General features: G+C 73.8%; 1 protein-coding gene. It reads right to left on the bottom strand.

All coding sequences use genetic code 11. From position 1 onward, the window contains the following. Nucleotides 1-131 precede the first annotated feature (131 nt). Entirely contained in the window at nt 132-1,076 is a 945-nt protein-coding gene (gene nudC, locus ACWEN3_RS46700; protein WP_452984542.1) for an NAD(+) diphosphatase, read from the bottom strand. Between the last annotated feature and the right edge of the window lie 129 nt (nt 1,077-1,205).

Here is a 1,205-nt window from a genome sequence, read left to right as displayed (position 1 = left end):
GCCCCCCCGTTTTTGGGGGGGGGCCTGCGGTGGGGGGCCAGTTATCGATCAGGGGCCGCCCTGCTGTGTCCTGTCCCGTACGACTACGACGGTGTAGCGCCACAGCATCGCCGCCGGGCGCCCCCTCAGCCTCAGACGAAGCTGCGCGTGGGCAGGGGCTTGCCGTACCACATCTCGATCAGGCGGGCGGCGATGGAGATGCCGTAGGGCGGCAGGACCTCGCCGGCCTCGAAGGCCTCGTGGAGTTCCTCCCGGGAGAACCAGCGGGCCTCGTGGATCTCGTCGCCGTCGACGTTGATCTCGGTGGAGGTCGCGCGGGCCATGAAGCCGAGCATCAGGCTGGAGGGGAAGGGCCAGGGCTGGCTGGCGACGTACTCGACGCCGCCGACGGTGACGCCGACCTCCTCGGACACCTCGCGGCGCACCGCATGCTCGGTGGACTCGCCGGGCTCCACGAACCCGGCGAGCGTGGAGAAGCGGCCCTCGGGCCAGTGGACCTGGCGGCCGAGCAGGATGCGGTCCTCCGCGTCGGTGACGGCCATGATCACGGCCGGGTCGGTGCGCGGGTAGTGCTCGGCGCCGCAGGCGGGGCAGCGGCGGATGTGGCCGGCGGCGGCGATGACGGTGCGCTCGCCGCAGCGGGAGCAGAAGCGGTGGGTGCGCTGCCAGTTCTCCAGGCCGACCGCGTGGACCATGAGCCCGGAGTCGCGCTGCGACAGCAGCAGGCCCGCCTCGCGCAGGCCCGCCGGGCGCGCGGACTGGTCGATGCGGCCGGGCAGGGCGTCCTTCTGGAGGGCGAAGTAGGCCACGCCCTCCTCGTCGATGCCGAGGAAGTACCGGTGCGCCTCGGTGAGCGGGGCCTCGAAGGAGGGCGTCATGACGAGTTCGGTCCGGCCGTCGGGCGTCTCGTCGATGAGCACCTGGCCGCCGGAGACCACGAAGCAGCGGGTCGTGGGGTGGCTCCACGCCGCCGCCAGCCAGGCCTCGTCCAGCCGGTGGTGGGCGGCGCGGTCGATGCCGCTCGCGGCGGTCAGGGAGATGGGTCGGTCGGCTGTGTGGTCGGTCCAGGTGGTCACGGGTGCTTCCAACTCCCCCAGGGCGGCGGTTCTTCGGGCGGGCGGTTCGGCGGAACGTGGGACGGAGGGGCACCGCGCCGGGGCGGGCGGGGCGGGCGGGGCGGTCTTCCCAGTGTGCCCCGCGCGCGG

The organism is Streptomyces sp. NPDC004561 (assembly GCF_053602155.1).
The sequence above is the reverse complement of the archived record's forward strand: the minus strand, read 5'-3'. Positions and strand labels throughout refer to the sequence as shown.